Below are 20,954 nucleotides of genomic sequence, written 5' to 3'. Positions count from 1 at the left end.
GCATGCGAATCAGGGGCCGGGTTTCAGCCTACAGGGGAGGTCAGCGTGCGGGGGCGGGCGCCGGCGTCGCCGGGTAGTACGCGCGCCTGACCAGCAAGCCGACGCTGCCCAGGGCCACCGCCAGGGTCAGCAGGCTGGTGGCCACCAGGGCTACGGCCGCCAGGCCGTCGACAACGGGGCTCGCGGCCCGGGGGGCGAAGATCATCAGGCCTTGCGCCAGGGTGGCGACACCGAAGGTGTAGGCCCAGTAACCCGGCGCGAAGGCCTGCTCCCGCAGCCAGCGATAGGCCAAGGCCAGGCCAGCGGTGATGAACAGGGCATAGCCCAGCAGGATATAGGTCAGGGGCAGGCTGGCCTCAGGCCCCGCCAGCACCTGATAGGCCACCAGGGCCACCACCGGCGGGGCCATGTAGATGCCCATGAAGTTGCGGGTCTTGGCCGCCAGGCCGCCCACGAACAGTTGCTGGGTAATGACGCTGTCGGTCACCAGCCAGGAAAGGCCGCCGATGCCCAACAGGACCCAGCCCAGGCTGGTGAAGCCGAACAGCCCGGCCGCCAGCGCGTTCACCAGCACGCTGGCGACGTAGGTCAGGTATAGCGACGGTGTGGTATGGCCGGCCTCTCGCTCCTGGCTCCAATTCTGCGCCAGGCGGTAGGCGCCGTAGGCGAGGTTGGTGACGGAGCCCAGGGTGAAGACGGCGATGGCAAAGGCGGGGGCGTAGGGGCGCAGGGCCAACGCCGTCAGGATGATGGATTCCGGTATCAGGGCCACGAAGGCCGATTGCACCGGATCGCGGAATTCAGCCAGCGCCGCCGGCCGGTGGCTGATCCATTTGTTGGCGTACAGCAGCCCCCACCACAGGAAGGACAGCAGCGCCAGGCCCTGCAGGGCCTCCCCCACGACCGGCGACAGGTGCCAGAGATCGGTGGCGTTGCGCCAGGCGTTGCCGGTTTCGGCCAGGCCCAGGGTCATGGCGAAGAAGGAGGCGGGGGCCACGGGCAGCAGGCCCGGGGCGGTGGTGCGCGGGGGGTGCGGGGACATTCGGCGGTCCTTTCGGGACGGGGGTGGGGACGCCGCCGATTTCACGCCAGCCCGGCCTTGGCAGCAATTGCACGCATACGTCGTTTCCTGCCAAGATACCCCTGTCTTCCGCCAAGGTGGGGTCGCCCCATGCGTACCGTCGCCATCGCCATCTTCCCCGGCGTCCAGGCCCTGGACGTGGCGGGGCCGCTGGATGTGTTCGCCGAAGCCAACGGCTTCCTGCCGCCGCGGGATCGCTACGTCCTGACCGTGCTGGGCACGGCGGACGGGCCGATGCGCGCCTCCAACGGCTTGTACCTGACGGCCGACCGGATCATCGACCCGGCGGCCGATCGCTTCGACACCTTGCTGGTGGCGGGCGGCCCGGACCTGCCCAAGGGGCCGGTGGATTCCGGGCTGGTGGACTGGCTGCGGGCGGCGGCGCCGCGTTGTCGTCGCTACGGGTCCATCTGCACGGGCGCCTTCGCGGTGGGGGCCGCCGGTTTGCTGGACGGCCGCGCCGCCACCACCCACTGGCAGGATGCGCCGGCGCTGGCGGACCGTTTCCCGGCCGCACGGGTGGAATTGGACCGCATCTACCTGCGCGACGGGCCGCTGGTCACCTCCGCCGGCGTCACCGCCGGCATCGACTTGTGCCTGGCGTTGGTGGCGGAGGACCATGGCGCCGCCATCTCCCTGGCCACGGCCAAGCGCCTGGTGGTCGTGGCGCAGCGCCAGGGCGGCCAATCGCAATTCAGCCCCTATCTCACCCTTCCGGCGGATGACAGTTCGCCCATCGCCCGGGTGCAGGCCCATGTCATGCAGCATGTGGCGGATGAGCATACGGTGGCCAGCATGGCCAGGGTGGCCGGTATGAGCGCCCGCAACTTCGCCCGGGTTTTCGTGCAGCAGGCCAAAGTGACGCCGGCGGAATTCGTGGAACGGGCGCGGGTGGACGCCGCCCGCAATCTGCTGGAGGGTGGCGATCTGCCCTTGAAGACGGTCGCCTTCCACAGCGGTTTCGGCAGCGCCAACCGCATGCGCCTGGTGTTCGTCAAGAACATGGGCATGACGCCCAGTCAGTACCGCGCCAGCTTCCGGCCCGTCCCCCTGTAGGAACGGGGATCACGCCGCCTCGGTCTGGTAAACCGGTTCCAGCGGGGCGTCGCGCCACTGCCGCCGCCAGGTGCTGGGGCTGAGGCCCACGACGCGGCGGAACAGTTTGGAGAAATGGGCCTGGTCGCACAGGCCGCACGCCAGCGCGATCTGGCACAGCGGTTCCTGGGTGGTCAGCATCAGGTGCTGCGCCTGCTGGACGCGACGCTGCACCACATAGGTGTGGGGCGGTACGCCGAAGCTGCTCTTGAACGCGCGCGAGAAATAGCGGGTGCTGAGCCGGGTGACGGTGGCGCAGTCGTCCATGCGGATGGTCCCGGCCAGATTGGCGTCGATATGGCTGATGACCCGGCGGATCTGCCAGGGTGCCAGCCCGCCGCGGATGGCCTCGGTGGTCGCCGAAGAGGGCGATGTGCCTTTGGCCGCTTCCCGGGTTGTTTGGTGGGCGCCGTGGCCGGCCCCGTCCGCCCGGACGCCCAAGGGGGTGGCCTCCCCCCGCAGGAAGGCGGCGGCACGGGCGATACAGGCCCGCGCCGCGTCGCGGTCGCTGTCCATGATGTCGCCGGCATCGTCCAGCAGCTTCACCACCATGGCGGCGATCCACCCGGTGTCGGCGGCGGCCGGCGTTTCAATGTTCCCTTGGCTTGCGTCCATCATGGCTGCCCCCGTCATGGGTGCCCCCGCTTCCCGCGGTAGGCCGTCTTTGCGATGGGGGAAGTCTGCCGTTAGCCCGCCGTGCTGGCGAATTAAGTGCTGTAATTTGTTGTAAGTTGCCGTCAATCGGCGCTCAGCTAGTAACGAAATGGACATGGAGACGGCGCGGATAGGCGAAAACTGCGGGATTTTTTAAAATCTGGCTGTCTCGATGGGGTATTGCCTCTTGGAGGATTGCCCGTGTCGGGCGCATGCGCCAGCATCATTTCGTGTGTCGGGCGCGGCCCGGCCCGCATTCCTCTGGCCGCCTCTCACGGAATACGGCGGTATGTTGGGGCGGCACCACCTGTTGCTCCGGATCCCTTGGGCATTTCTGCCCATGACGGGGTTGTTCGGCAGGTTTCATTGGGATTGAGGCGGTGGAAGTCGGGGTGCGGTTGATAGTTCATTCTGCCGATGCCCCAGGGATGGGTCGTTGCCGAAAAGGGGGTGGGACCGTGGGGGGCGTGGCATGACCGATACGACGGTTGGTTCAGGCTCCGAACGGCTGCTCACGTTCGGCCCTTTCCGCCTTTCGCCGGGCCGTAAGATCCTGATGGACGGTGACGCGCCGCTGCGCCTCGGCAGCAGGGCCTTGGACATCCTGATCGTGCTGGCGGAACACGCTGGCCAGGTGGTGGCCAAGGACGACCTGGTGGCCAACGTCTGGCCCGACACCTATGTCGACGACGCCAATCTGCGGGTCAACATCGCCGCCCTGCGCAAGGCCCTGGGCGAGGGCCGCGACGGCGCCCGCTACATCGCCAATGTTCCCGGCCGGGGGTATTGCTTCGTGGCGCCGGTGACGCGCTCCGACGCGATCCCGGAATCGGTGCCCTTGCCGCCACCATCGCCCGCGCCCAGCGGTGTCGGGGGGACGTGGCGGGCCACGTCCTGCCGGTCCGGCTGACCCGCGTCGTGGGGCGGGAGGCCCTTGTCCGTACCCTGTCCGACCAGTTGCCCGACCGTCGCTTCATCACCCTTGTCGGGCCGGGCGGCATCGGCAAGACGACGGTGGCGCTGGCCCTGGCCGAGGCGGCGGCGGCCGGCTATGCCGACGGCGCGCGCTTCGTGGATTTCGCGCCGGTGACGGACGCCACCCTGGGCGACGCCACACTGGCGGCCAGCGTGCTGGCCGGGGCCCTGGGCGTCTCGGTCGACCGCATCGCTGACCTGGGCACCATCCTGCAGGACAAGAACCTGCTGCTGATCCTGGACAATTGCGAGCACGTGGTGGGAACGGCGGCGGTGCTTGCCGAGACCGTGCTGCGCGGCGCCCCTCGCGTCCACATTCTGGCCACCAGCCGCGAGCCGCTGCGGGCCGAAGGGGAATGGGTGCAGCGCCTGGCCTCGCTGGAAATCCCGCCTGTGACGGCCTCCGTCGACGCCGTCCAGGCCCTAGACTACTCCGCCGTGGCCCTGTTCGTGGAGCGGGCCGCGGCCTGCGTCGACACCTTCACCTTCGCTGATGCCGACGTGCCGCTGGTATCCGAGATCTGCAGGGGGCTGGATGGCATCCCGCTGGCCATCGAACTGGCGGCCGCCCGGCTGGACCTGTTCGGGTTGCGCGGCCTGGCCGCCCGCTTGAACGACCGCTTCGCCCTGCTGGTGCGGGGCCGGCGCACCGCCTTGCCCCGGCACCAGACGCTGCGGGCCATGCTGGACTGGAGCTACGAACTGCTGCCGGCGCCGGAGCGGACGGTGTTGCATCGCCTGGCGGTTTTCGCCGGCGCCTTCACCATGGAGTCCGCCGCCACCGTGGCCGGTGACACGCTGCTGAGCCAGACCGACATTTTGGTGGCATTGTCGAACCTCGTGGCCAAGTCCCTTTTGATCGCGGACGTCAGCGGCAACTATGTCTACTACAGGCTGCTGGAGATGACCCGGGCCTACGCCCTGGAAAAGCTGACGGAAAGCGGGGAGCTGCCCCGCCTGCTGCGCCGGCACGCGGAATGCCACCGCGACCTGCTGGTGCGGGCGGAACAGGAATGGGATCACCGACCCACGGCGGAATGGCTGGAGGTCTACGGCCGGCAGATCGACAATTTGCGCGCCGCCCTCATCTGGGCTTTCGGGCCCGAAGGGGACGCCGGCTTGGGCCTTTCCCTCACCGCCGCGGCCGTGCCGCTGTGGATGCAGATGTCGCTGATGAACGAATGCCGCGAGGCGGTGCGTCGCGCCTTGGACATTGTGCCCCCGTCGCCGGCGGCGGAGCTGGTGCCGGGGCCGGATGCGGAACGGATGCTGCGCCTGTTGTCGGCCTTGGGCCTGTCGCTGATCTACACCAAAGGGCCGGGGCCGGAGATCCGCGCGGTGCTGGGCCAGGCGCTGACCCTGGCGCGCCATTTGGACGACATCGACTATCAGCTGCGCGCCCTGTGGGGCCTGTACGTCGAGATCTTCAATGAGGGCCGCTACAGCCAGGCGCTGGAGATTTCCGAGCAGTTCCGCGCCGTGGCGGTACGGTCGGCCGACCCGGTGGATCTCATGGCGGCTGATCGCATGCGGGGCTTCGCCCTGCATCTGATTGGTGATCATGCCGCCGGCCGGCGCCACATCGAGGATGGGCTGCGCCGCTATGTCCGACCCAATCATCGCGGTCACCTGGTGCGGTACCAGTACGACCAGCGGGTGGCGGCGTGCGTGCCCCTGTCCGTCATCCTATGGATCCAGGGCTTTCCCGACCAGGCGGCGGCCATGGTCGCCATGGCGGTGGAAGAGGCGCAGTTGATGGACCATGCCCTGACGCTGGGGTACGCCCTGTCCACCGCGGCCTGCCAAGTGTCCCTGCTGGTGGGGGATATGGCGGCGGCCGATCGCTATGTCGGGATGCTGCAGGACCAGGCCAGCCGTCACGGCCTGGGACCGTGGGCGGTGATGGGCCGGTATTTCAAGCATCGACTGCAGACATTGCGGGGTGAGGGGGCGGCCGGCTTGGCCGGGATGCGCGCCGCGATGGCGGACCTGGAGGCGATAAACTTCGCCCTGCGCTATATCGGTTATCTGGGGGAATGGGCGGAAGCTCTTGGCCGGGCCGGCCAAGCCCGCGAGGGGCTGCAGGTCATCGACCAGGCGCTGGGCCGGTCGGAAACGCGCGGCATCCACTGGGCCATGCCCGAACTGCTGCGCATCAAGGGTGAGCTGCTGGTGCGGGAGGATGGTTCCGGCACCGTGCGCATCGGCGCCGCCCAGGCGGCGGAGGCCCATTTCCAGGACGCGATGACCTGGGCGCGGCAGCAGGAAGCCCTGTCGTGGGAGCTGCGCGCGGCCCTCAGCCTGGCGCGGCTTTGGCGCAGCCAGGGCCGGTCGGCCGACGCCCACGCCCTGGTGCATGGCGTCCATGGCCGCTTCACCGAGGGATTCCTGACCGCCGATCTGGTGGCCGCCCGTGACCTCTTGGCGACCCTGGTGCAGGACATGGCCTGCCCGCTGGCCTCCGGCTTGCTGAATGGCGCCGTCGGCCCCGCACGGCCCTGGCCGGTGCGCGAGGGGCGGGATGGGGAGGTCATTCCCTTCCCCGGTGTCGCCTGTTAGGCGGACGACGCAAAACAGACCGGTCGGATTGCTTTTGCCGGGGCGACGGGGTAACCGGAAGCAGCCGCCGGCGTGCGGCCCGCCCGTTTCAGCCTTGTTGAGCGACCATGGACAACGCCACCCGTTCCGAACGCACCCGCGCCGCCGTCATCCAGGCGGCGCTCGCCATCATCGCTCGTGATGGGGCGGGCAAGCTGACGCTGGACGCCATCGCGCGGGAAAGCGGCATCAGCAAGGGCGGGGTCATGCACCAGTTCCGCACCAAGCAGGCGGTGCTGGAAGCCCTGCTGGACCACCAGATCGCCCATTCCGACGAACGGGCCCGTGTCCACTTGGCCAAGGCCGACCCGGCCAGTGGCGAGGCCAACCTGCAGGCTCAGATCGCAGTGCTGCGCGAGGTCGCCACCGACCCCACCTCCGTCGCCTTCGCGCTGGTCAGCGCCTTCGCGGAGGATCCCGGGCTGCTGGGCATGGTGCGGAAAGCGGGTGAACCCAAGCTGCAGCAACTGAAGGACGAGGCCAGGGACCAGGACCTGGCCTTGCTGCGTTTCGTGGCCGCGCGCGGGCTGGCCATCCCTGCGCTCATGGGCATGTGCTCGCTGACGCCGGAGGAACGGGAGCATCTGTTTGATCTGTTGCAGGACACCGCGCGCTGGCGGGGCTGCAAGGCGCTGGCAAGCAAGCCGTCATGATGTCACGTACACATTAAAAAACCGACTAGACGGATTGTTTATGGCTTGCTAGGGTAGATCTCAGCGGGATGAGGCCGGTATCGGCATCGCCGCGACGACTTTGTTTCATCGCGTGAGTCCACGGCGCCCGGCGGTCTTGCCTGGCCCGGACGCGCGCCCATGCCCTGTGGAGACCTGAATGTCCGACCTGATCCGGCGGCTGTTGCTGCCGCTGGCCGCGTGCGCCCTTTTGGCCGGCTGCGGCGGCATAGAGCCCGCGCCCTATCGCGATATCGCGTCGGCGTCCTATCTGCGGCCCAATCCGTCGGATGACACCGGCCGTGTTCCGTATCGCTATGCCGCGGCGGCGGACTGGCGCGCATACAGCAAGGTGATCATCGACCCGGTGGCGATCTACTACGGCGCCGACGGCCAGTTCGGCGACATGGAGGAAAAGGACAAGGTTGAACTGGCGGACTATATGCAGGCTGAGTTCCGGGAGAGGCTGGCGACCCGCTTCCTGATCGTCGGCACCCCCGCGCCCGGTACCCTGCGCGTGCATCTGACCCTGACGGGGGCGACCACCACGCCCGCCGTCATCGGACCGTTCAGCCATTTCGACCTGGCGGGGGGCCTCTATAACGGGGTGCAGGCCATCCGGGGGCGGCAGGGCATGATCAGCGGTTCCGTGGTCTACGCGGTGGAGGTCCACGACGCCGCCAGTGGCAAGCTGCTGTCCGCCTACATCACCAAGCAATATCCCGGTGCAATGAACGTCGGCGCCAGCTTCGGCTCGCTGGGCGCCGCAAAGACCGGGATCGACAAGGGCGCCGACGCGCTGGTGGCCCAGTTGAGCCCCGACACCTGACTGGCACCCGGGAACATGGAAGGGGGCGTCAGGCCCCGTAACCGCCGTCTATGGTCAGGATCGAGCCCGTGACGAAGGAGGCGTCGGGGCTCGCCAGGAACAGGATGCCGGCCGCCACCTCCTCCGGCCGGCCATAGCGCCCGAAGGCGTTCATCGCGGCCTGCACGGGCGCGAAGGGGCCGTTGGCGGGGTTGAGGTCGGTGTCGATGGACCCGGGTTGCACCACGTTCACGGTAATTCTCCGGGGGGCCAAGTCGCGGGCGGCGCCCTTGCAATAGCCGGCCACAGCCGCCTTGGCGGCGGTATAGTCGGCCAAGCTGGGGAAGCCGACGCGGGCGGCCACGCACGCGCCCACCGCGATGATGCGACCGTCATCCGCCAATACCCGCGACGCCGCCCGGATGGCGGCGACCACCCCGGCCAGGTTTACTGCGTACTGCCGGGTCAACGCCTCGATGTCGCAATCGGGATCGTCCACGTCACCGGTGGCGAACACGCCGGCGTTGTTCACCAGGATGTCCAGGCGGCCGAACTGGGCCACGACACTGCGGACCAGGCCCTCGACCTCGCGCGGGTTGGCTTGGTCAACCTTGAACGCCGCCGCGCGGGCGCCCGCCGCCCGCATGTCCCGCACCACGGTGTCGGCCAGCGTGGATGAGGCCAGATAGCTGATCGCCACGTCCGCGCCTTCGCTGGCCAGGGCTTTCGCGGTCGCGGCCCCGATGCCGCGGGAGCCGCCGGTGACCAAGGCCACCTTGCCCGCCAATTTCTTCGTCATGCCTGCCATTTCCGGGATTGAGGGGTTGTCGCGGAAGGTGTGCGAGCCGGGCCTTCCGGAATGTTCCTGTTTTCAGGATTGGGCCATACGGGCGGGATGACGGGGCGGAACCGGTCCAGCAAGGTATTTTCCCAAGATGGAAATCGGCATCCATGAACGCTGGGCTCCCGTCAGTCAGGTCCCCGCCGGGGGCCGTTTTACGGCGCAGGGTGCCGCTGTTCCGGCGCCGCCGATTGTACGATTCGCCCTCTATTTTGAAATTGTATGCGATATCACGCCCGCCGGTGGCTGGTTTTTTCAGCCCGCCCGGCGCTAAGGTTCCCACCGGATATCCAGGGACTACAGGGGGATGCATGCGTGTCGCGATGATCGGGCTGGGGGATATCGCCCGCAAGGCCTACCTGCCGGTCCTGGCGGCACGGGGCGACGTCACCCTGTCGCTGATGTCCCGCGATGCGGACAAGGTGCGGGCCATCGCCGCCGATTGGCGCGTGGCCCACGCCCACAGCGATCTGGACGCCCTGCTGCGCGACGGGCTGGACGCCGCCTTCGTCCATGCCGCGACGGCGGCGCATGAGGAACTGGTGACCCGGTTGCTGACGGCCGGCATCCCCACCTATGTCGACAAGCCGCTGGCCGACACGGCCGCCGCCGCCGAGCGCCTGGTGGATTTGGCGGAGGCGCGCGGCGTCGGCCTCATGGTCGGGTTCAACCGCCGCCATGCCCCGGCCTATGCCGCCCTCGCGGCGTCGCCCCGGGACCTGGTGCTGATGCAAAAGCACCGGGTGGATTTGGCCGACACCCCGCGCACCGTGGTGTTCGACGACTTCATCCACGTGGTGGATACGCTACGCTTCCTGCTGCCGGCGCCGGTGCGTGACCTGCGGGTGGACGCCCGCGTGGCGGATGGGCTGCTGCACCACGTGGTGCTGACCCTGGCTGGTGGCGAGGGGGCCAGCGCCTGCACCGCCATCGGCACCATGAACCGCGTGGCCGGCGTGAATGAGGAGGTGCTGGAGGTCTCCGGCCGGGGGCGTGACGGCCAGGCCGTGCGCCACCGCATCGTCGACATGGCGGATATCCACATCGCCGAGGCCGGCACCCACACCAGCACCCGGCGGGGCGACTGGACGCCCGTGTCCGACCAGCGCGGCATCCGCCAGGCGGTGGACCATTTCCTGGGCGCCTTGCGCGCCGGCCGGACCTTGAGCGCCCGCGACGCGTTGGAGACCCACCGCCTGTGCGAGACGGTGGTGCGGCAGGTTCAGGCCGCCGCCTGAGGCTTCACCGTCAGGCGCAGGACGCTGGCGACGCTGGCGGCCCCAGCGGCGAAGGCGCCCAGCCATAAGGCCAGGATGGCGCCGTAGGTCAGGTCGTGGTTGGCCAGCAGGCCGAAGCAGGCGGCGGTCAGGGCCGCCCCGGTCGATTGGCCCAGCAACCGCGCGGTGGCGACGATACCGCTGGCCCCGCCGCTGCGGTGCAGGGGGGCACTGCTCATGATGGCCTTCAGGTTGGGCGATTGGAAAAAGCCGAAGCCGGCGCCGCAGACACCCAGGCGCCAGGCGATGTCCAGGCCGGACGGCCGGGCCGGCATGAGGGCCACCAGCACCATGCCCAGGCACAGCATGGCCAGACCCAGGCCGCCCAGGATGCCGGCGGGATAGCGGTCGGACAGCTTGCCGGCGATGGGGGCCATCACCGCCACCACCACCGACCAGGGTGTGATCAGCAGGCCCGTCTCCACCGCCGTCCTGCCCATGACCGACTGGAACAGGAAGGGCAGGGCGACGAAGGCCAGGCCCTGCGCGATGAAGGTGCAGACCGAGGTCAAGGCCGACAGGGCGAAGGTCCGGTCGCGGAACAGGTCGATGGCCAGCATGGGCGCTGGATGACCCCGCTGCCGGCGCAGCAGCAGGAACCCGCACAGGGCGGCCCCCGCCAACTCGGCCACCACCCGCGGCCAGGGCGCCGCGTGCGCCGCCTCGCCCATGCCCAGTACCAGCAGGGCGAACAGGCCGGCGGTCAGCAGGGCGGCGACACCGTCGAAACGATGGCCCAGCGGTGGGATGGTGGGCAGGGTGACCGTGGCCAAACTCAGGGCCAGCAGGCAAAAGGGCACGTTCACCAGGAACAGCCAATGCCAGGTCGCCACCGACAGGATGGTGGACGTGACGGTGGGCCCGATGGCGAAGGAGATGGCGACGGCCAAGGCGTTGCGGCCGAAGCCCCGGCCCATGATGCGGGCGGGATAGATATGGCGGATCAGCGCGATGTTGACGCTCATGATGGCGGCGGCACCCAGGCCCTGCACCACCCGCGCCACCTCCAGCAGGGGCAGGGTGGGGGCTAGGCCGCAGGCCAGCGACGACAGCGCGAACAGGGCCAGACCCGCCAGGTAGACGCGCTTCTGCCCCAGCAGGTCGCCCAGCGAGGCCAAGGGCAACACGGCGGCGGCCACCGCCAGCTGATAGGCGTTCACCACCCACACGGAATCGGCCGCCGTGGCCTGGAAATCGCCGGCGATGGTGGGCAGGGCGGTGTTGGCGATGGCCGTGTCCAGCGTGGCCATGCCCACCGCCGTCAGGATGGCGGCCATGGCCCAGAACCGGGGACGGTCGGGCAAACCATCGGTCTGCGTCGGCTTGGGGGTGTCCATCACGTCCGCGGTCATCGGCCTATCCCAGGCTGCCGGTCATCGATCCGCTTCCGGAATAGACGAAGTCGGCCTGATCCAGGCGCGCCGAAAGCGCTGGCGTGCCATGCCGCCGCCCCGGCCCGTCCAAGGCGGGGGCCAGGGCGGCGGGCTGGAAGGATCAGACCTCGTATGGCAATTCGGCGCCGATCAGCATGACCTCGACCGCCGCCACGGCGGCCACGGCGTGGCCCACCAGGCGGGGCTGGATCTGGGTCGGGAAGACCTCCGGACCGATGATGCCGATGCCGATGGGCTTCATGAATTCCAGCTGCATGTTGACCAGCGCGTCGCTGACCGACTGGCCCATGACGCGGCCGTGCGCCGTCTCGCCATGCTCGATGATGCCCAGCACCACCACGGCATCGACGTCGTCGCGTTGCAGCAGGCGCTTGGTGGCCAGCGGCTTCTCGTAGGAGCCCGGCACGCGCACCACGGCGCGCAGCTTCATGCCGCGTTCCTTGATGGCCCCGGCGGCGGCGGCCAGCATCGTCTCGCATTCATTCTTGTGGAAGGAGCCGACGACGATGGCGACTCCGCTTTTCTTGGGCACGGGATGCTACTCCTGAAAACAAGGCGCGCCTTCCGGCGCCGCCCTCCGACAATGGCGGCCCACTATGGCGAAAAGAACGGGCGGCGGAAAGGGATCGCCGGCCCTCCGTCAGTCCTCGGCGGCCGGCGTTTCCGGTCGGCGGAACACCACCACCCGGGTGGTCATCAGCTGCACAACCTCGCCCCGTTGGTTCCGCGTTTCAGTCCGCATGGTGATCATCCCCCGGTCGGCGCGGGAGCGGGAGGGCTTGACCTCCAGGACCTCGCAATGCGCCTGCAGGGTATCGCCGGGCCGGGTGGGGGCGGGCCAGGTGATGTCCGCGCCCGCGCCGATGACGCCGCCGGCGATGGGCAGGCCGTCGACCATCAGCCGCATGGTGACGGCGGCCGTGTGCCAGCCGCTGGCTGCCAGCCCGCCGAAGAAGCTTTGGGCGGCCGCCTCCTCGTCCAGGTGGAAGGGCTGGGGGTCGAACTGGGCTGCGAAGGCCTTGATTCCACCGGCGTCCAGCGTGTGCGTGCCGGTCACGTGGCGCTGACCGGGCTGCAGGTCGTCCAGGTACAGCTTGGGGGCGGTGGAGGGGGTGGTCGCCGTTTCCGACATGGGTGGTCTGCTCCCGTCGCAGGGTGTTGGGCCGGGTGGACCGGCTTTGTAACTTGCATCGTGAAAGTGACTAGGCCTAAATGACGTCCTGTGGCTTTCATTATGAAAGTAACACGAGGATGGCTTTCATGCACGATAGTAGCCTGATCAATCCGCAGTGCCCCATCGCCCGCAGCCTGGAACGGGTGGGGGAGTGGTGGAGCATGTTGATTTTGCGCGAGGCGTTCCTGGGCGCCAGCCGTTTCGACCAGTTTCAGAAAAATCTGGGCATCGCGCCCAACATGCTGACCCGTCGGTTGCAAACCCTGGTCGCCGACGGGCTGTTGGAAAAACGCCTCTACAGCGCGCGGCCCCCGCGCCACGAATATGTGCTGACCCCTGCCGGGCAGGACTTCCGCCCCGTGTTGTGGACCATCATGGCCTGGGGCAACCAACACTTCGCGCCCGAGGGCCCGGCCATCCAGCTGGTGGACAGCGCCACCGGCGCCCCGGCCGAACCGATGCTGGTCGACCGGCATACCGGGCGGCCGCTGACCTACCCCGCCTTCCGTGTCGTGGCTGGCCCCGCCGCCGACGCCCGCACGAAGTCGCGCTATCCCACTTGGCCTGCCACTGCGCCTGCCACCGCGCCCGCGCCGAACCCCACCGAATCCGCCGCCGCCCCGACCGGCGCGGCCGCTTGAAGGATGCGACCCCATGTCCAGTCAGACCTATGAACAGCAGCAGGACGGCGGGCTTGCCGGCAGCCCGGTGAAGTCGCGGCGCCTGGGCCGCACGCTCCTCCTTTCCGCCCTGGGCCTCGGCCTGGGTGTGGCGGCCGCGGCCTACGGCTATGATTGGTGGACCAGCGGCCGCTTCATCGAAAGCACCGACGACGCCTATGTCGGCGGCGATGTCACGGTGATCGCGCCCAAGGTGTCCGGCTTCATCGCCCAGGTGGCCGTCACCGACAACCAGGCGGTGCACGCCGGCGACCTGCTGCTGAAGCTGGATGACCGCGACTACCGCGCCGCCCTGGCCCGGGCCGAAGCGGCGGTTCAAGCGCAGGAGGCCACGCTGGCCAACCTGGAGGCGCAGCGCCGCCTGCAGCAGGCCGTCATCAACCAGGCCGCCGCCGGGGTGGGGGCCGCCAAGGCCGAGACCGACCGCGCCAAGTACGACCAGGACCGCTACCGCGCCCTGTCGGCCACGGCCGCCGCCTCGATCCAGGCCTTCGAGAAGGCGGACGCCGCCTACAAGCAGGCGGTGGCGAATGGCGAGAAGGCCACGGCCACCCTGCAGGCGGCCCAGCGCCAGATCGACGTCATCGACACCCAGAAGCGCCAGGCGGAGGCGGCGCTGGCCGGCGCCATCGCCGACCGCGACACCGCGCAGCTGAATCTCAGCTACACCGAGCTGCGGGCGCCCATCGACGGCACCGTCGGCAACCGCAGCGCCCGGCCGGGCGCCTACGCCACCGTGGGCGCGCAACTGATCGCCATCGTGCCGGCGCAGGGGCTGTGGGTGGACGCCAATTTCAAGGAAAGCCAGATCGCGGACCTGAAGGCCGGCCAGCCGGTGTCGGTCGAGGCCGACGTGCTGCCGGGCCGCCGCTTCCACGGCCGCGTGGTCAGCATGGCGCCGGCCACCGGCGCGCAGTTCAGCGTGCTGCCGCCGGAGAACGCCACCGGCAACTTCACCAAGATCGTGCAGCGCGTGCCCGTGCGCATCCTGCTGGATGGCGAGGGCAGCCTGCTGGGCAGCCTGCGCCCCGGCCTGTCGGTCACCGCCGCCATCGATACGAAAGAGGCAAACACCAAAGAGCGCGGCACCAGGGCGGTGGCCGTCGCCGGGAAGACGGCGCCATGACCGCCACCACCGCCGCCGGGGGGCCAGGGGTGGCGATAGCCGCCCCGCGGAAAAAGGAACTCTCCCCCGGGGCAAGATCATCGCCTTCGCCATCATGTGCGTGGGCATGTTCATCGCGCTGCTGGACATCCAGATCGTCTCCGCCTCGCTGCGTGACATCGGCGGTGGCCTGTCGGCCGGCACGGATGAGACGGCCTGGGTCCAGACCAGCTACCTGATCGCCGAGATCATCGTCATCCCGCTGTCCGGCTGGCTGGCGCGGGTCATGTCCACCCGCTGGCTGTTCGCCGTCTCCGCCGCCGGCTTCACCCTGACCAGTCTGCTGTGCGGCTGGGCCTGGGACATCCAGAGCATGATCGCCTTCCGGGCGCTGCAGGGCTTCCTGGGCGGGTCCATGATCCCCATGGTCTTCACCTCCGCCTTCGCCTTCTTCGCCGGACCCCGCGTGGTGGTGGCCGCCGCCACGGTCGGGGCGCTGTCCTCGCTGGCGCCCACGCTGGGGCCCACGGTGGGCGGCTGGATCACCGACCATTACTCCTGGCACTGGCTGTTTTTCATCAACCTGGTGCCGGGCCTGTTCGTCACCATCGCCGTGCCCCTGATGGTGCGCATCGACGAACCCGACTGGTCGCTGCTGAAGGGTGCCGACTATCCCGGCATGCTGCTGATGGCCATCTTCCTCGGCTGCCTGGAATACACGCTGGAGGAAGGGCCCCGCTGGGACTGGCTCGACGACGACACCATCCGCCTGACGGCCTGGATCTCGGCCGTCGCCGGCGTCGCCTTCATCGCGCGCAGCCTCACCTACGCCAACCCGGTGGTGGATTTGCGGGCGCTGAAAAGCCGCAACTTCGCCCTGGGCTGCCTGTTCTCCTTCATCACCGGCATCGGCATCTTCGCCACCATCTACCTGACGCCGCTGTTCCTGGGCCGGGTGCGGGGCTTCAGCGCGCTGGACATCGGCCTCACCGTGTTCTCCACCGGCCTGTTCCAGGTCAGCGCCATCCCCCTCTACACCATCCTGGCCAAGCGAGTGGATCTGCGCTGGCTGATGATGGTGGGGCTGACCGGCTTCGCCCTCAGCATGTGGAACTTCACCCCCATCACCCATGACTGGGGCTGGCGGGAATTGCTGCTGCCTCAGGCCTTCCGTGGCTTCTCGCAGCAGTTCGCGGTGGCGCCCATCGTGACCCTCACCCTGGGCGGCCTGCCGCCGTCACGGCTGAAGCAGGCCTCGGGCCTGTTCAACCTGATGCGCAACCTGGGCGGCGCCATCGGCATCGCCGTGTGCGGCACCATCCTGAACGACCGCACCAACCTGCACTTCGAGCGCCTGGCCGAACACCTGACGCCCGCCAGCGACCCCATGCGCGCGCTGGTGGCCAAGGTGGGGGCGTCCGACGTGGCGACCCTGGGCGGGGACGCGGTGCGGGGGCAGGGGGCGGCCTTGAAGCAACTGTGGACCCTGGCCTATCGCGAGGCCCAGACCATGGCCTACGCGGACGCCTTCCTGGTCATCCTGGTGTGCTTCGTCATCGCCACGCTGCTGGTGCCGGCCATGCGCAAGGTGGGGCCGCCCAAGGGGCCATCCGCCGACGCGCATTGAGGGCGGAAATCCCGATCACCCGGCTTGGTTGCTGGCGTCCACCAGGGTGGGGAGCGGCACGCCCAGGCGAGCGGCGACGCCGGCGCCATAGGCCGGGTCGGTGCGGCCGAAATGGGCCAGCTGGCGCTGTTGCAGGGCCACGGGCATGCCCCGCATGCTGGCGGCGACATCGTCCATCAGGATGGCCCGCTGCGCCGGGCTCAACAGCCGGAACAGGGCGTTCATGCTGGCCATCATGCGTGCTCCCTCACTGGGCGTTGGAACCGTGATCACATCCGCCCGATCGTTGGCGGCGGGGGGATGGCTGACGTCGGCGCGACCGGGGACGGATTCGACGCGGCCGCAGGTCATGCAGAACAGGGCGGGGTAGCGGGCCATACACGTCATCTCCTGCGGGCTGGGCACGCGTGGGCAAGGGCGGGCGACCGGGCGGCCGGTTGATCCAACGGTGCCCAGCATGATCGTTGCCGGCGTCCTTGGATTGTACGGGGCAGCGGCCGTTTGTCCGTCTGTGTGGCGACATTGGGCCGCGCCGGCCCGGCCTGGAAAGATCCGCTTACAGCGACAAGGTCAGGGCCGGCTGGGCGGTCGGCTGAGCCTGCTGGGCGAAGGCGATCAGGTCGGACGCCGGCATGGGCCGGGCGTAGACATAGCCCTGGATGTGTCTCACACCCATCTGGCCCAGGCGGTCGCGCGTCTCACCATCCTCCACCCCTTCCGCCACCAGCGACAGCCCCAGGTCGCGGGCGATGGCGACGCTGGCGCGCACGATGGCGTCGGCACGGGAATCCTCGCGCAAGGTGCGGATGAAGCTCTGGTCCAGCTTGATGCCGGTGAAGGGGATGCGGTGCAGCACGCTGAGCGAGGCGTAGCCGGTGCCGAAATCATCCAGGTATACGGCCATGCCGGCCTGGCGCAGGGTGGCCACCGCCTTGTCGACCACGTCGAAATGCACGATGGACTGGGTTTCCGTCAGCTCCACCCGGATGGCGCCATGGGGCACGCCGTGCTGGTCGCACAGGTCGATCAGGTGGTCCACAAGGTCGCTGGCCTCCAGGTCTTCCACCGACAGGTTGATGGAGATGGGGATGTCCAGGTCATGCTGCTCGCGCCAGGCGGCGGCGGTGCGCACCGCGTGTTCCACGATGGCCTTGGTCAGCAGGCGGATCAGGCCGCCGCGCTCCGCCAGGCCGATGAACTGGCCCGGGGACAGCATGGTGCCGTCGGCCTTGACCCAGCGGGCCAGCGCCTCCACCGCCACCACCTTGCCGCTGTCGGCGTCGACCACGGGCTGGAAGTGCGGCTGGATCTCGCCGCGCGCCAGCGCCTGGGGCAGGCTGCGCAGGATGCGCCGCTCCTCCGTCGAGAAGCGCGTGTGGGGGATCAGGTCCCAGATGCGGCGGGCCAGGTGGACGACCAGGGCGGCGATGGCCAAAAGCGCCAGCAGGCTCAGCATTTCGCCCCGCGCCATGCTGAGGCCCGTCGCTTCCGCCACCACGTCGCGCAGACCGTCCCAAGTCAGGACGGCCAACAGCACGACCAGTACGGCGCCGCCCGCCAGCAGGTTCAACAAACCACTGTCGTGCCGGGTGGGGGAAAGCAGGGGCAGGAACATGGCATGCTCGTGGATCGTGCGGGCATGCCCCGCAGGCTGCCTCATAGGATGCAATTTCACTGTGATGGCCATCGCTGGTCGCCCCGTCATCCCCGTCGTCGTCGGGGCTGATCATGGGCGTGCCACCCCGGTCTCGTAATCCCTACCTAGGTGTTAGAAGGCGCGCGCCCAAGTGCGGCCAACTGTCATCATCCTGAGACGTGCCTGGATTATGGTCCGGCCGTTTCCGGGGGTTCGGCCGTTTCCGGGGCCGACCAGCCATCCGTCAGGGTGCCCAGAAAGGCGATGATGTCGTGAATGTCACGTTCGTTCAGCGCCGGCGCGTCGCCCGGCCGCCGGCCGAAGGGCGCCTCCATGTTGATGGCGGCTGGTACCGCGCCGAGCGCGGCCGCCGGCAGGTCGTCGAACTTCATGACGCTTCCGTCGGCCCGGCGGGGGTACCATCTGCCGGGGTCGCTGTCGCGCTCCGCATAAAACTCCATCACCTGCCGCAGGGTGTGGAAGATGCCGTTGTGCATGAACACCTGGCGCAGCGCCACGTTGCGCAGGGTCGGGGTGCGGAAGCGGCCGCAGTAGTCGGCGACGCCGGTGAAATCCGTGCGCAGCGGCCCGCACAGGCCCTGGTCGTAATGCCTGGGGTCGGCGTTGGCCGGGATGTCGCGGTTGCGCGGCACCCCGATGGCGATCAAGCCATAGTCGGTGAAGTGCGGCGGCGTGCCGTCGTTGCCCCGCCGGCTGACGTGGCAACTGGCGCAGTTGCCCCGCGCCGGGTCCTCGAACGCCTCCAGCCCGCGCCGCTCTTCCTCCGTCAGCGCCGCCTTGCCCGCCAGATAGGCGTCGTACTTGCTGGTGTAGGGGTGGAACAGGGCCCCGTCCTGCTGGAAGGCGTCCAGCGCCCGCAGCGCCAAATCCACCACGTCCGCCCGGTCACCCGCCGTCACCCCGACGGCGGCGCGCAACTGGGCGCCATAGCCCGCCCGTTCCAGCCGGGCGCCCAGGTCGCCGGGGTCGGTGTTGCCCATCTCGAACGGGCTGAACAGCGGCACGCGGGCCTGCTCCCGCTGGCCGTCCACCCGGCCGTCCCAGGTCAGGCCGCCGGTGGGGCCGTTGTCGATGCTCTCATCCCCCTCGTCCTCCGGCGTGCGGTAGTGCTCGGCGAAGGGGGGCACGTCCTGCAGGTATTTCAGGGACGGCACGGCGCGCAGGCCCGGCGTCTTGCCATCGGCGCCACCCAGGCGCACGGCCGTCCCGTCGGGCGGGCCGAAGGCGTGCGCCGGGTCGTGGCAGCTGGCACAGGCGAGGGTGCCGCTGGCCGACAGGCCGGGGTCGAAGAACAGCCGCCGCCCGATCTCCGCCAGCGCCGCCGCTTGGCGGCGCACCTCCGCCCGGCTCAGTCCCTGCGCCGTGGCGGCGGGGGCGCCCCCCAGCCACCCGGCCCCCAGGCCCAGGAAAATCGCCGCACCCAGCGCCACCCGGCCGTACCAGGGGGTGCGTTTTTTCCGGTGTGCGTATAAGACCTTCAGCAAAAGCGGACCGACGAAGAAGGGGAACATCATGGCAGTGGGCATGGGGCGGGGCGGAAGCTTGCGTCAGGGTGTGGCCGCGGTGGCGCTGGCCGCCGGCATCATGGCAGGGCTTGGTGACCGGGCGATGGCGGCGGGTGACGCCGCCGGCCCCGACGCGGCCTTGGCGAAGATCAAGACCGTGGTGGTGATTTACGCGGAAAACCGCGGGTTCGACAATCTGTATGGCACCTTCCCCGGCGCCAACGGCATCGCCAACGCCCCGCCGGATAGCCTGGCGCAGCGTGACCGCGACGGGTCGGTCCTCAAGGAACTGCCCCCCATCTGGAAGGGCCTGACCGCGCGCGGCGTGACGCCGGAGGTGACCCAGGCCCAGACCGAGCACCTGCCCAACCAGCCCTTCGCCATCGACGATCCCCAGGGCTTCAACCTGGGCCAGGGCGTCGTCACCCGCGACCTGGTGCACCGGTTCTATGAGAACCAGATGCAGATCGACGGCGGAAAGAACGACAAGTTCGTGGCGTATGCCGACAGCGGCGCCCTGGTCATGGGTCATTACGACGGCGCCAAGCAGGCCATGTGGACGCTGGCGCGGGAATACACGCTGGCCGATAACTTCTTCATGGGCGGCTTCGGCGGGTCCTTCTTCAACCACTTCGTCCTGATCTGCTCGTGCGCGCCCTATTACCCGCATGCCGACCAGGGCCCGGCCAAGGGCTCGATCTCGGTGGTGGAGCCCGACCGCGTCAGCCTGACGCTGGCGCCCAACTCACCCAAGTCGGCGATCGAGGGCGTGCCGAAGTTCGTGAACAGCGGCAACCTGACGCCCGACTTCTATGCCGTGAACACCATGCAGCCGCCCTTCCAGCCCAGCGCCAACAAGCCGGCGCAGGGGGGCGATCCCGCGCTGGCGGACCCGGCCAACCCCACCACCCTGCCGCCGCAGACCATGACCAACATCGGCGATCTGCTGAGCCAGAAGAAGGTCAGCTGGGCCTGGTACAGTGGCGCCTGGCAGGCGACGCTGGACCATGGCAACGCCGAGCCGGTGCCCAATTTCCAGTACCACCACCAGCCCTTCAACTATTTCGCCAGCACCGCCCCGGGGACCAAGGCGCGGAAGGAGCATCTGCGCGACGGCGGGCTTGAGGGTCAGGCCTTCATCAAGGACATCGACGCCGGCACACTGCCCACCGTCACCTTCTACAAGCCGCAGGGCAACCTGACCCAGCACTCCGGCTATGCCGACGTCGCCTCGGGCGACGCCCACATCGCCGACATCGTGGCGCATCTGCGCAAGTCGCCGCAGTGGAAGAACATGCTGGTGGTGGTGACTTACGACGAGAACGGCGGCTATTGGGACCACGTGACCCCGCCCAAGGGCGACCGCTGGGGCCCCGGCACCCGCATCCCGGCCATCATCATCTCGCCCTATGCCAAGAAGGGCTACATCGACCACACCTTCTACGACACCACCTCCATCCTGCGCTTCATCACCCGCCGCTTCGACCTGCCCAAGCTGGAAGGCATCAAGCAGCGCGACGCGGCCCTGGCCGCCAACGGCAGCCCGGCCCTGGGCGACCTGACCGGGGCGTTGGACTTCGCCCAGAAGTAAGCGGGCGCCGGGTTAGGGTTTGAGCGGAACGGGCGCCGGCGACGGCGCCCGTTCCTGTTTGTGGTGCGCGTGAAGGTTGCACTTGCGTTAAGAACAAATCAAGAACATCATGGCCGCCGCATCATGACAGTCGGAAAGGGAAGGCGCTATGACGGCGTTGGCGCAGCGATGGTTCAGGGCGTCGGATCAACCGACGGCCCATGGCTTGGCGTGTAATGACA

General features: G+C 69.1%; 19 protein-coding genes. 10 read left to right on the top strand and 9 right to left on the bottom strand.

The annotated features are described in order from the left end of the window. Positions 1-40: 40 nt before the first annotated feature. Positions 41-1,042: an SLAC1 family transporter gene (locus tag UAJ10_RS27010; RefSeq protein ID WP_322918454.1), complete on the bottom strand. Its 1,002-nt coding sequence runs from the start codon at positions 1,040-1,042 to the stop codon at positions 41-43. Between the two features lie 129 nt (positions 1,043-1,171). Here UAJ10_RS27010 and UAJ10_RS27005 point away from each other — a divergent pair, with 129 nt between their 5' ends. Continuing rightward, a complete protein-coding gene (locus UAJ10_RS27005) occupies positions 1,172-2,137 on the top strand; it encodes a GlxA family transcriptional regulator (RefSeq protein WP_322918453.1) in 966 nt (321 codons plus the stop codon). 9 nt (positions 2,138-2,146) lie between these two features. Here the strand turns inward: UAJ10_RS27005 and UAJ10_RS27000 are convergent, their stop codons facing one another. After that, positions 2,147-2,794, bottom strand: a complete 648-nt coding sequence (locus tag UAJ10_RS27000; RefSeq protein WP_322918452.1) for an AraC family transcriptional regulator — start codon at positions 2,792-2,794, stop codon at positions 2,147-2,149. 508 nt (positions 2,795-3,302) lie between these two features. Between UAJ10_RS27000 and UAJ10_RS26995 the strand changes: the two genes are divergently transcribed. From UAJ10_RS26995 to UAJ10_RS26980, 4 genes are all read left to right on the top strand, one after another. After that, on the top strand, positions 3,303-3,740 hold the full coding sequence (locus tag UAJ10_RS26995; RefSeq protein WP_322918451.1) for a winged helix-turn-helix domain-containing protein: 438 nt from the start codon (positions 3,303-3,305) through the stop codon (positions 3,738-3,740). Further along, complete coding sequence (locus tag UAJ10_RS26990; protein ID WP_322918450.1) at positions 3,710-6,364, top strand: ATP-binding protein; 2,655 nt, start codon at positions 3,710-3,712, stop codon at positions 6,362-6,364. The genes UAJ10_RS26995 and UAJ10_RS26990 overlap by 31 nt, the downstream gene beginning before the upstream one ends. 107 nt (positions 6,365-6,471) lie before the next feature. Next, a complete protein-coding gene (locus UAJ10_RS26985; protein WP_322918449.1) occupies positions 6,472-7,056 on the top strand; it encodes a TetR/AcrR family transcriptional regulator in 585 nt (194 codons plus the stop codon). Between the two features lie 178 nt (positions 7,057-7,234). Then, complete coding sequence (locus tag UAJ10_RS26980) at positions 7,235-7,903, top strand: DUF3313 domain-containing protein (RefSeq protein ID WP_322918448.1); 669 nt, start codon at positions 7,235-7,237, stop codon at positions 7,901-7,903. Between the two features lie 28 nt (positions 7,904-7,931). Here the strand turns inward: UAJ10_RS26980 and UAJ10_RS26975 are convergent, their stop codons facing one another. Next, positions 7,932-8,681 carry an SDR family NAD(P)-dependent oxidoreductase gene (locus UAJ10_RS26975; protein ID WP_322918447.1) on the bottom strand — a complete coding sequence of 250 codons (750 nt, stop codon included), beginning with the start codon at positions 8,679-8,681 and terminating at the stop codon, positions 7,932-7,934. A 353-nt stretch (positions 8,682-9,034) separates the two neighbouring features. Between UAJ10_RS26975 and UAJ10_RS26970 the strand changes: the two genes are divergently transcribed. Further along, entirely contained in the window at positions 9,035-9,961 is a 927-nt protein-coding gene (locus tag UAJ10_RS26970; protein WP_322918446.1) for a Gfo/Idh/MocA family protein, read from the top strand. On the opposite strand, the gene UAJ10_RS26965 is transcribed toward UAJ10_RS26970, so the two are convergent. The 3 genes from UAJ10_RS26965 to UAJ10_RS26955 form a co-directional block, all read right to left on the bottom strand. Then, positions 9,946-11,352: an MFS transporter gene (locus UAJ10_RS26965; RefSeq protein WP_322918445.1), complete on the bottom strand. Its 1,407-nt coding sequence runs from the start codon at positions 11,350-11,352 to the stop codon at positions 9,946-9,948. The two genes, UAJ10_RS26970 and UAJ10_RS26965, sit on opposite strands and share 16 nt — an antisense overlap. 142 nt (positions 11,353-11,494) lie before the next feature. Next, positions 11,495-11,926, bottom strand: a complete 432-nt coding sequence (locus tag UAJ10_RS26960; RefSeq protein WP_322918443.1) for a 6,7-dimethyl-8-ribityllumazine synthase — start codon at positions 11,924-11,926, stop codon at positions 11,495-11,497. Positions 11,927-12,034: 108 nt separating this feature from the next. Continuing rightward, a complete protein-coding gene (locus tag UAJ10_RS26955) occupies positions 12,035-12,526 on the bottom strand; it encodes a MaoC family dehydratase (protein ID WP_322918442.1) in 492 nt (163 codons plus the stop codon). A 128-nt stretch (positions 12,527-12,654) separates the two neighbouring features. Here UAJ10_RS26955 and UAJ10_RS26950 point away from each other — a divergent pair, with 128 nt between their 5' ends. The 3 genes from UAJ10_RS26950 (at position 12,655) to UAJ10_RS26940 (ending at position 15,980) form a co-directional block, all read left to right on the top strand. Next, positions 12,655-13,209: a winged helix-turn-helix transcriptional regulator gene (locus UAJ10_RS26950; protein ID WP_322918441.1), complete on the top strand. Its 555-nt coding sequence runs from the start codon at positions 12,655-12,657 to the stop codon at positions 13,207-13,209. A 13-nt stretch (positions 13,210-13,222) separates the two neighbouring features. Next, positions 13,223-14,374, top strand: a complete 1,152-nt coding sequence (locus UAJ10_RS26945) for an HlyD family secretion protein (protein ID WP_322918440.1) — start codon at positions 13,223-13,225, stop codon at positions 14,372-14,374. 106 nt (positions 14,375-14,480) lie between these two features. After that, positions 14,481-15,980: a DHA2 family efflux MFS transporter permease subunit gene (locus UAJ10_RS26940; RefSeq protein WP_322918439.1), complete on the top strand. Its 1,500-nt coding sequence runs from the start codon at positions 14,481-14,483 to the stop codon at positions 15,978-15,980. 15 nt (positions 15,981-15,995) lie between these two features. Here the strand turns inward: UAJ10_RS26940 and UAJ10_RS26935 are convergent, their stop codons facing one another. From UAJ10_RS26935 to UAJ10_RS26925, 3 genes are all read right to left on the bottom strand, one after another. Beyond that, a complete protein-coding gene (locus UAJ10_RS26935) occupies positions 15,996-16,358 on the bottom strand; it encodes a catalase-related domain-containing protein (protein ID WP_322918437.1) in 363 nt (120 codons plus the stop codon). A 178-nt stretch (positions 16,359-16,536) separates the two neighbouring features. Continuing rightward, positions 16,537-17,595 (bottom strand): EAL domain-containing protein, encoded by a 1,059-nt coding sequence (locus UAJ10_RS26930; protein WP_322918436.1) that lies wholly within the window; start codon positions 17,593-17,595, stop codon positions 16,537-16,539. A 209-nt stretch (positions 17,596-17,804) separates the two neighbouring features. Then, on the bottom strand, positions 17,805-19,067 hold the full coding sequence (locus tag UAJ10_RS26925) for a cytochrome-c peroxidase (protein ID WP_322918435.1): 1,263 nt from the start codon (positions 19,065-19,067) through the stop codon (positions 17,805-17,807). Between the two features lie 82 nt (positions 19,068-19,149). Between UAJ10_RS26925 and UAJ10_RS26920 the strand changes: the two genes are divergently transcribed. Beyond that, positions 19,150-20,733 carry an acid phosphatase gene (locus tag UAJ10_RS26920; RefSeq protein ID WP_322918434.1) on the top strand — a complete coding sequence of 528 codons (1,584 nt, stop codon included), beginning with the start codon at positions 19,150-19,152 and terminating at the stop codon, positions 20,731-20,733. The last annotated feature ends 221 nt before the right edge of the window (positions 20,734-20,954 follow it).

Origin of the sequence: Nitrospirillum guaranorum, assembly GCF_034653275.1 — a bacterium.
In the GTDB taxonomy this organism is placed as follows: Bacteria; Pseudomonadota; Alphaproteobacteria; order Azospirillales; family Azospirillaceae; genus Nitrospirillum.
The sequence above is the reverse complement of the archived record's forward strand: the minus strand, read 5'-3'. Positions and strand labels throughout refer to the sequence as shown.

Coding starts and splice junctions, on each gene's coding strand:
- UAJ10_RS27010 (WP_322918454.1), bottom strand. CDS start 1,042: ATGTCCCCGCACCCCCCGCGCACCACCGCCCCGGGCCTGCTGCCCGTG.
- UAJ10_RS27005 (WP_322918453.1), top strand. CDS start 1,172: ATGCGTACCGTCGCCATCGCCATCTTCCCCGGCGTCCAGGCCCTGGAC.
- UAJ10_RS27000 (WP_322918452.1), bottom strand. CDS start 2,794: ATGATGGACGCAAGCCAAGGGAACATTGAAACGCCGGCCGCCGCCGAC.
- UAJ10_RS26995 (WP_322918451.1), top strand. CDS start 3,303: ATGACCGATACGACGGTTGGTTCAGGCTCCGAACGGCTGCTCACGTTC.
- UAJ10_RS26985 (WP_322918449.1), top strand. CDS start 6,472: ATGGACAACGCCACCCGTTCCGAACGCACCCGCGCCGCCGTCATCCAG.
- UAJ10_RS26980 (WP_322918448.1), top strand. CDS start 7,235: ATGTCCGACCTGATCCGGCGGCTGTTGCTGCCGCTGGCCGCGTGCGCC.
- UAJ10_RS26975 (WP_322918447.1), bottom strand. CDS start 8,681: ATGACGAAGAAATTGGCGGGCAAGGTGGCCTTGGTCACCGGCGGCTCC.
- UAJ10_RS26970 (WP_322918446.1), top strand. CDS start 9,035: ATGCGTGTCGCGATGATCGGGCTGGGGGATATCGCCCGCAAGGCCTAC.
- UAJ10_RS26965 (WP_322918445.1), bottom strand. CDS start 11,352: ATGACCGCGGACGTGATGGACACCCCCAAGCCGACGCAGACCGATGGT.
- UAJ10_RS26955 (WP_322918442.1), bottom strand. CDS start 12,526: ATGTCGGAAACGGCGACCACCCCCTCCACCGCCCCCAAGCTGTACCTG.
- UAJ10_RS26950 (WP_322918441.1), top strand. CDS start 12,655: ATGCACGATAGTAGCCTGATCAATCCGCAGTGCCCCATCGCCCGCAGC.
- UAJ10_RS26945 (WP_322918440.1), top strand. CDS start 13,223: ATGTCCAGTCAGACCTATGAACAGCAGCAGGACGGCGGGCTTGCCGGC.
- UAJ10_RS26940 (WP_322918439.1), top strand. CDS start 14,481: ATGTTCATCGCGCTGCTGGACATCCAGATCGTCTCCGCCTCGCTGCGT.
- UAJ10_RS26935 (WP_322918437.1), bottom strand. CDS start 16,358: ATGGCCCGCTACCCCGCCCTGTTCTGCATGACCTGCGGCCGCGTCGAA.
- UAJ10_RS26930 (WP_322918436.1), bottom strand. CDS start 17,595: ATGTTCCTGCCCCTGCTTTCCCCCACCCGGCACGACAGTGGTTTGTTG.
- UAJ10_RS26920 (WP_322918434.1), top strand. CDS start 19,150: ATGGCAGTGGGCATGGGGCGGGGCGGAAGCTTGCGTCAGGGTGTGGCC.